General features: G+C 40.7%; 10 protein-coding genes and 1 tRNA gene. 4 read left to right on the top strand and 7 right to left on the bottom strand.

From position 1 onward, the window contains the following. The 3 genes from B6N13_RS19365 to B6N13_RS19355 form a co-directional block, all read right to left on the bottom strand. A partial coding sequence (locus tag B6N13_RS19365) for a helix-turn-helix domain-containing protein (protein ID WP_169460315.1) occupies positions 1–277 on the bottom strand: 277 nt, incomplete at its 3' end. 139 nt (positions 278–416) lie between these two features. Further along, positions 417–1,253 carry a protein-glutamate O-methyltransferase CheR gene (locus B6N13_RS19360; protein WP_012068786.1) on the bottom strand — a complete coding sequence of 279 codons (837 nt, stop codon included), beginning with the start codon at positions 1,251–1,253 and terminating at the stop codon, positions 417–419. A gap of 57 nt (positions 1,254–1,310) precedes the next feature. Next, positions 1,311–2,240 carry a chemotaxis protein CheV gene (locus B6N13_RS19355; protein ID WP_012068785.1) on the bottom strand — a complete coding sequence of 310 codons (930 nt, stop codon included), beginning with the start codon at positions 2,238–2,240 and terminating at the stop codon, positions 1,311–1,313. Positions 2,241–2,380: 140 nt separating this feature from the next. Here B6N13_RS19355 and flgA point away from each other — a divergent pair, with 140 nt between their 5' ends. From flgA to B6N13_RS19335, 4 genes are all read left to right on the top strand, one after another. Beyond that, entirely contained in the window at positions 2,381–3,073 is a 693-nt protein-coding gene (gene flgA, locus B6N13_RS19350) for a flagellar basal body P-ring formation chaperone FlgA (protein ID WP_012068784.1), read from the top strand. A 112-nt stretch (positions 3,074–3,185) separates the two neighbouring features. Then, positions 3,186–3,500, top strand: coding sequence for a flagellar biosynthesis anti-sigma factor FlgM (gene flgM, locus B6N13_RS19345; RefSeq protein ID WP_012068783.1), 315 nt, complete (start codon positions 3,186–3,188; stop codon positions 3,498–3,500). A gap of 42 nt (positions 3,501–3,542) precedes the next feature. Next, positions 3,543–4,022 carry a flagellar protein FlgN gene (locus B6N13_RS19340; RefSeq protein ID WP_012068782.1) on the top strand — a complete coding sequence of 160 codons (480 nt, stop codon included), beginning with the start codon at positions 3,543–3,545 and terminating at the stop codon, positions 4,020–4,022. A gap of 81 nt (positions 4,023–4,103) precedes the next feature. Beyond that, positions 4,104–4,179 (top strand) — tRNA-Arg (locus tag B6N13_RS19335). A gap of 80 nt (positions 4,180–4,259) precedes the next feature. Here the strand turns inward: B6N13_RS19335 and B6N13_RS19330 are convergent. From B6N13_RS19330 to B6N13_RS19315, 4 genes are read right to left on the bottom strand one after another with little or no spacing between them, the layout of a single operon-like run. Further along, positions 4,260–4,667 carry an OsmC family protein gene (locus tag B6N13_RS19330; protein ID WP_012068781.1) on the bottom strand — a complete coding sequence of 136 codons (408 nt, stop codon included), beginning with the start codon at positions 4,665–4,667 and terminating at the stop codon, positions 4,260–4,262. Between the two features lie 22 nt (positions 4,668–4,689). After that, positions 4,690–5,505 carry an indole-3-glycerol phosphate synthase TrpC gene (trpC, locus tag B6N13_RS19325; RefSeq protein ID WP_012068780.1) on the bottom strand — a complete coding sequence of 272 codons (816 nt, stop codon included), beginning with the start codon at positions 5,503–5,505 and terminating at the stop codon, positions 4,690–4,692. A 19-nt stretch (positions 5,506–5,524) separates the two neighbouring features. Next, entirely contained in the window at positions 5,525–6,565 is a 1,041-nt protein-coding gene (trpD, locus tag B6N13_RS19320; protein ID WP_169460314.1) for an anthranilate phosphoribosyltransferase, read from the bottom strand. A gap of 23 nt (positions 6,566–6,588) precedes the next feature. Beyond that, positions 6,589–7,167 (bottom strand): aminodeoxychorismate/anthranilate synthase component II, encoded by a 579-nt coding sequence (locus B6N13_RS19315; protein WP_012068778.1) that lies wholly within the window; start codon positions 7,165–7,167, stop codon positions 6,589–6,591. Positions 7,168–7,347: the final 180 nt, after the last annotated feature.

Genomic DNA, 7,347 nt, shown 5'->3' with positions numbered 1-7,347 from the left:
CTTCCAACTCTCGTTCAAGTCTTTTGATTGTTTGAGCCGGTGTCTCTTTTACTTTCGGGGATTTAGACATGGGTAGCCTCACTTTGGTAGACCAATCCATTTTGCCGTGTTTTCGAAGCCAAGTCAGCACCGTTGATCGGCCTTGGATTCCATAGATCTTTTGAGCTTGCTTATAAGTCATGTCGCCTTTTTCAACGGCCATCACTATCTGTAATTTAAAGCCCATTGTGTAGTCGCGTTGAGTACGCTTGCGTTTGGTATTACTTGGTGTCCCCATAATAGGTCTCCTAGGTGTAAACCTATTTCAGGACGGGACAATATGACAAAATTAGCACCCACAAAAAAGCCCATCTAAAATCACTAGACAGGCCCTTTTACTACGAATTAATTTAAGCGTAAACTTTTCAGCGTCTATGCTATAAAGCCTTAGCTTTATATACAATACCTGGGTGGCACTGAACAATCTCAAAATAATCAGATAAACCACTCAATGCTTCAGACCCACCAAGAAACAAATATCCCCCAGGTTTTAAAGAGGCATGCATTCTTTTCAAAATATCCAACTTAAGATCAACAGTAAAATAAATCAGTACATTACGGCAGAAAATTACGTCAAACTTACCCAACATTGAAAAAGATTCAATAAGATTCAAGTACTTAAATTCAACACGAGCACTCAAATGCGGCTTAATTTTCCAAGTCAAATCATTCACTTTATCAAAATATCGACGTTGTAAATCCGCACCAAGCCCACGAGCAATTGCTAGGCTATCATATTCACCTTGCTTAGCATGCTGTAAAATATTAGTACAAATATCTGTCGCTACTATTTTTTCACCCGCCTTCAAAACCCCCGGTCGAGACGCCTTGAATTCCTCTATAACCATACTTATAGAATAAGGCTCTTGGCCTGTAGAAGATGCAGCTGACCAGATCCTTAAAGGTGCCGCTGTCATTTCAGGCAACACTTTGTCTTTTAAAATCGTAAAAGGGTGTGTATCTCTAAACCAAAGAGTTTCATTTGTCGTCATTGCATTAATGACTTCTTCTTTTAGCTTAGATCCCCCCAACCGCTCCAAAGCATCGACTAACTGCTCAATTTTAGAAAAACCCTCTCTCTCTAAAATCTTACCCAAACGACTGGCGACTAAATATTGCTTATTATCACTCAACGAGATCCCACACACTTTCTGCAGGTAATCTCTGAACCTGATATAACCATTAGGTGTAATTGCATTTGTACTACTGAGCATTAAAACTCCATAAGTGTCAGGTTCAATAAATAAAGGCCAAAATAAAGAACCCAATCATTACTCTGATTGCACCTGCACTGTCTCTATCGCCAATCGAGCTAATTCATCTGGCTGAAACTTCGCCAAAAAGCCATCCGCTCCCACTTTTTTAACCATAGCTTCGTTAAACACACCACTCAAAGAGGTATGAAGAAGAATAAACAAATCCTGCAAACGGCTGTCATTACGAATTGCCGTCGTCAATGTATAACCATCCATCTCTGGCATTTCTATATCAGAAATAACCATAGAAAACTCTTTAGTTACGTCCTTACCTTCTGCCACCATACTTTGAAGGTAATCAAGAGCCTCTCGACCATCACATAAAACAGTCGTTGCAAAACCAACCTGCTCCATACAACGCTTAATTTGCTTACGCGCAACAGAAGAATCATCTACGATGAGGATATGATGCTTTTGCGCATTCTCTGTCACTCCAGCATTAACAATGCCCTCAGAGATATCCTGACGAGTAGGAGCAACTTCAGAAAGAATCTGTTCAACATCAATTATCTCAACCATTTCCTTATCAACCTGACAAACGGCCGTCAAATAATTATCATTCGACAATCCTTTTGGTGGCGGCTGAATATCACTCCAATTCATGTTGACAATACGCTCTACACCACGCACTAAAAAGCCCTGAATTCGACGATTGTATTCCGTGATAATCACAAAACATTGACTAATGTTTTCCATAGGACTCGCACCTGTAGCCAATCCCAAATCTAAAATAGGAATAGTACCGCCACGAATATGAGCAACCCCCCTAACGACAGGAGAGCTGTGAGGCATAGTGGTTAATTTAGGACACTGCAACACTTCTTTCACTTTAAAAACGTTGATGCCATAAATTTGCTTACCATTTAAGCGAAACAACAGCAATTCAAGTCGATTTTCCCCTACGAGCTGTGTACGTTGGTTAACAGTATCCAGAACTCCAGCCATAAACGCCTCCAAAATGTGTAAACATTATACTGAGGTATCACCTCAAAATTGTTAAAATGCATCATCCAATGATAAAGTGAATTCAAATATTTTACTAACTATCTTATTTATAACGTAATAATAAACAAAGAGAACAAATCATGCGAATCATAAGGCTAAGCATAGCCTTCATTTGTTTCCAAACTGGTTTTACATTTGCCATAACGACTGAAGAACAAATTAACCACTACATAAATCAAGTAGAAATTCCTCGGTTGTCAGAAATATACCCTGATGCAGCCATAAGCATCACATTAAATAATCTTGCAGCACTCAATTACCTACCTGATTGTGAAAGCGAATCAATTCAGATTAACAATCAAAGACCAGATGCTACCAAGCGCACAAACTATGAAGTCAGCTGCAGCTCCCCAACTTGGAAATCCTATGTACCCGTAACTCAGTCCATAATGATTCCCGCAATAAAAACCATCACCCCAATAAACCGAGGCCAAGCCATCAGTAAATCAAACACTGATGTGGGTGAAGTGGACATATCCAGTCTAAGAGGACATGTTTACACTAAAAAAAACCCACCTTATGGCCTAATTGCTTCACGCAACTTGCGCATAAACACATTCATCACTGACGATCTAACCAATCAGCCAACCTTAGTTAAAAAAGGTGACTCAGTACTGATAACAGCGAGCAGTGGTACCATTATAGTCCGAATGAACGGCGTTGCTTTAGAAAATGGTATCAAAGGTCAACAAATACGAGTCAAAAACACAAGTTCTGAACGAATTATATACGCCAAAGTTGTAACTGACAGTGAGGTTCTTGTAAACTATTGAGTACAGACTGATCGGCAATGAATAAATACTCTTTTCTGGGGCTTTTTATTAAAGTTCTTATAGACCCAGCCGACAACATAGACAGGCAAATCATTAAAGGGCGGAAAACCCAATGGCAATACATTTTACAGGTCTATCAAATCAGAGCACGATCAACAAAAGTGAACGATCGCAAAAAGACGATGCGACCAGCAGTGCAACAGACAAACAAAGAGCAATTCAAAGCGGCGGCACACTGGCAGAAGACACCGTGAAATTAAGCGGTACTGCACAAACACTCCAAAGCCAGCAATCTAAAATTAGCAACTTACCTGATGTTGATATGGATAAAGTAGAACAAATTAAAAACGCTATTGCAGCTGGCGAGTACAAAATAGATACGCAGAAGCTAGCAAATAATATGGCTTCTATGGATTCGCTATTCTAGACTGTCACTTATCTCAATACAGTCTGTAAAACGGTTTGTCCTATGATTCCTATCGTACCTATATTTATCAGAAGCAAAGAGATATTAGAAAAACTCTCTTCGCTTCTTGATGAAGAGCGTTTAGCCTATGGAGAACTGAACAGCGAAGTCATCATTGATCTATCCGAGCAAAAACAAACCCTTCTTGATGAAATGAATCAACTTAACGAGAAAAGAGTCAACATTCTCATTAAATTTGATATTGTCGATCGAAAAAAACCTACTGAAGCAGAATTCAAAAACTGGTTAAGCCTACAAGACAGCTCAATGGACAACGTTCGTCTATTGATGCAAGAGTGCGAAACATTACTCAAAAAATGTAAAACACAAAATAACACTAACGCTCGAATCCTTAACACCTTACAAAAGCGCAACAAGCATCTATTCGAACTGCTCCAAGGCCATAGCAGCAAAAATAAAGTCTATACAGCTAGAGGCTCTACACGCCCAATAAGCAGCAAACACACATTAGGTCGAGCTTAAAAGACCATAAGAATCAACATCATACTTAGCTGCCATTTGTATTTCAGTCGTAATTAATGTATAAATCTCCACTTGCAACACGTCCTCATAGGTAAACAGGATATACCGGCCGCCTCCTAAGCAGCTATTCCAGGTTCGAGTCCTGGTGGGGACACCAACACTTCAAGCGCAACAATAAAGCAAAAAAAAGAGCCTCTCAGCCCTTTTTTGAAAGCTCTCTTAATAAAGAGCAATAGCTTATTCCACTTCAATCACTTCAAAGCTATGAATAATTTTCACACCACCTCTTTCTAACATTAGAGAGGCAGAGCAATATTCTTCAGCAGACAATTTAACTGCTCGAGCAACAACACTTTCTTTTAAGTTACGACCTGTAACAACAAAATGCACTCGAATTTCAGTAAATACAGCAGGAACAGCATCAGCTCGATCTGCATCAATTTGAGCAACACAAGAAACAACATCTTGACGAGATTTTTTTAAAATCCCAACCACATCATAAGAAGTACAGCCACCCAAACCAGCAAGCAATAGCTCCATTGGTCGAGGTCCAGCTACTTGATTTCCATCTATCTCTACTTTAAAGCCAGAACCTGTTTCTGCGGTAAAATGCACATCTTCTTGCCAACTAACATTCGCCTTCATATTTATACCTTACCTGATTACGCTACGACTGAAACAGCTCAGCCAATTTTTCACCTGGATCATCAGCAACCATAAATGCCTCCCCAACCAAAAACGCATGAATACCTTTCTGTCGCATCAAAGCGACATCATCACGCGTATGAATTCCACTCTCAGTAACAATCAAGCGATCTGAGGGCACACTACCCATCAATTCAAACGTATGGTCTAAACTAAGCTCAAAGGTATGAAGATCTCGATTATTAATCCCAAGCAATTCAGTCTGGGTATACTCCAAAGCCAACTCTAACTCTGGGCGGTTATGAACTTCTACCAGCACATCCATACCAAGATCACGAGCCATTTGATCCAACTCACGCAATTTATCGCCACTTAGACACGCTGCAATCAATAAAATACAATCTGCGCCAATCGCTCTAGCCTCTAGCACCTGATACTCATCAACAATGAAATCCTTGCGAATCACTGGCAACTTACAAGCCGAGCGTGCTTCAACCAGATAATCTTCATGACCTTTAAAGAAATCACTGTCCGTTAAAACCGACAAACAAGCGGCACCAGATCTCTCATATGAACGGGCAATATCCGCAGGAACAAACGGGTTTCGTATAATTCCTTTACTAGGAGAGGCTTGCTTAATCTCAGCAATAACCCCCGATTTACCGATAGCTATTTGATGCTTTAATGCATTAGCGAAACCGCGCGGGGCATTATGAACATTAGCTACAGACGCTGCGACCTCTAAATTTCCATAAGGCGTATGAGATTGGCGCTCGGCGATTTCTTCATACTTTCGAGCTACAATCTTCTTTAAAATTGTTGGTGTTTCTATTTGCATTAGGTTACTGCTCCTATAATTACAGTGAGTCAGGACTCATAAAACAACGCGTGAAACTAGCTAATTCAGACATCTTGACTTTGGCTGTACCACCGCCAATAACATCTTCCGCAATATTCACACCCTCAGCTAAAGTATCAGCAATACCTGAAACATAAATCGCCGCACCAGCATTTAAAGCAACAATATCCCTAGCAGGGTTTATTTTTCCCTTACCATCTAATGCCATTTTTACTAAAGCAAGACTTTCGGACGCATCAGCAGCTTGAATCGTATCAATAGATTGCAATGGAATACCAAAATCTTCCGGCGAAATTTTATACTCTAAAATTTCGCCATTTTTCAACTCAGCCACATAAGTTGGCGCAGCAATACTAATTTCATCTAAACCATCTTCTGAGTGAACAACCATAACATGCTCACTACCCAAAGCTTTCAATACCTCAGCAATAGGACGAACCCACTTCTGATGAAAAACGCCCATCACCTGACATTTTGCATTAGCAGGGTTAGTCAATGGACCAAGCAGATTAAAAATAGTTCGAGTAGCCATCTCTTTACGAGGACCAACGGCATACTTCATCGCCGAATGGTGATTAGGCGCAAACATAAAACCTAAACCTATCTCTTCAACACAACGACACACCTGCTCTGCATCAAGACCAAGATAGATACCAGCCTGCTCTAGCACATCAGCACTACCCGACTTAGATGACACAGAACGACCGCCATGCTTAGCAACCTTACCACCTGCTGACGCAACAACAAACGCAGATGCTGTAGACACGTTAAACAAATTGCCACCATCACCACCAGTGCCGCAAGTATCAACCACATGCTCAAGATCCAAATGTACCTTACTAGACAACGATCGCATCACCTGCGCTGCCGCTGTAATTTCTTCAACCGTCTCACCTTTCATTCTTAGGCCAATTAAGAATCCGCCTATTTGTGCTGGCGTGGCTTTTCCCGTCATGATGTCATGCATCACTACTTGCATCTCGTCTCCGCTCAAATCTTGGCGCTCAACAACAGCAGCAATCGCCTTTTTAATATCCACCAGCCTCTCCTATCGTATTAAAACTATCGTGTTAAGAAATTGGCCAATAAAGCATGACCTTCTTCAGTCAGAATCGACTCAGGATGAAATTGCACCCCTTCAACGGCAAGTGTTTTATGTCGAATCCCCATAATTTCCTCTCTATCGCCCTCTGCATTTTGGCTCCAAGCGGTTACTTCTAGGCAATCAGGCAAGGAGTCTGCAGAAACAACCAAGGAATGGTAGCGTGTTGCAATCTGTGGGTTTGGCAAGCCAGAAAACACAGAGGTATTTTGGTGATAAATTAACGAGGTTTTACCATGCATGACATTTTTAGCACGAATCACCTCACCACCAAAGGCCTGACCAATACTTTGATGGCCTAAGCAAATACCCAATATTGGAATTTTTCCTGCAAATGTCTTGATTGCAGCTAGAGAAATCCCAGCTTCATTAGGCGTACATGGTCCCGGTGAAATCACTAAATGCGATGGTGCAAGACGTTCAATATCTTCAATACTAATCTCATCGTTACGATACACCAGTACATCCACCCCCAACTCACGAAAATATTGCACAAGGTTGTAAGTAAAAGAGTCGTAGTTATCAATCATCAATAACATAAAAAAGGGGTGCGCCTATAAAACAATATTGATCTACTAATGCCAGAATCCGTAGAAGCGGACACAAAAAAACTAAATGCATTGACGAATAATAAAAACATGCATTTAAAAGTGCGCTAAATTCTACACTGTCAGGAACACTCTGTCTCGCCAGTCTTTACACTTCATAAGAGCCTAACT

The sequence above is a fragment of the Marinomonas sp. UCMA 3892 genome (assembly GCF_012726345.1).
GTDB lineage: Bacteria > Pseudomonadota > Gammaproteobacteria > Pseudomonadales > Marinomonadaceae > Marinomonas.
This window is presented reverse-complemented; position numbering and strand designations above follow the sequence as displayed.

What these genes read in the sequence shown, in the direction of transcription:
- flgA (WP_012068784.1), top strand. Translation starts at nt 2,381, where the DNA reads ATGCGAATCATAAGGCTAAGCATAGCCTTCATTTGTTTCCAAACTGGT.
- B6N13_RS19355 (WP_012068785.1), bottom strand. Translation starts at nt 2,240, where the DNA reads ATGGCTGGAGTTCTGGATACTGTTAACCAACGTACACAGCTCGTAGGG.
- B6N13_RS19330 (WP_012068781.1), bottom strand. Translation starts at nt 4,667, where the DNA reads ATGAAGGCGAATGTTAGTTGGCAAGAAGATGTGCATTTTACCGCAGAA.
- B6N13_RS19315 (WP_012068778.1), bottom strand. Translation starts at nt 7,167, where the DNA reads ATGTTATTGATGATTGATAACTACGACTCTTTTACTTACAACCTTGTG.
- B6N13_RS19340 (WP_012068782.1), top strand. Translation starts at nt 3,543, where the DNA reads ATGATTCCTATCGTACCTATATTTATCAGAAGCAAAGAGATATTAGAA.
- trpC (WP_012068780.1), bottom strand. Translation starts at nt 5,505, where the DNA reads ATGCAAATAGAAACACCAACAATTTTAAAGAAGATTGTAGCTCGAAAG.
- B6N13_RS19360 (WP_012068786.1), bottom strand. Translation starts at nt 1,253, where the DNA reads ATGCTCAGTAGTACAAATGCAATTACACCTAATGGTTATATCAGGTTC.
- flgM (WP_012068783.1), top strand. Translation starts at nt 3,186, where the DNA reads ATGGCAATACATTTTACAGGTCTATCAAATCAGAGCACGATCAACAAA.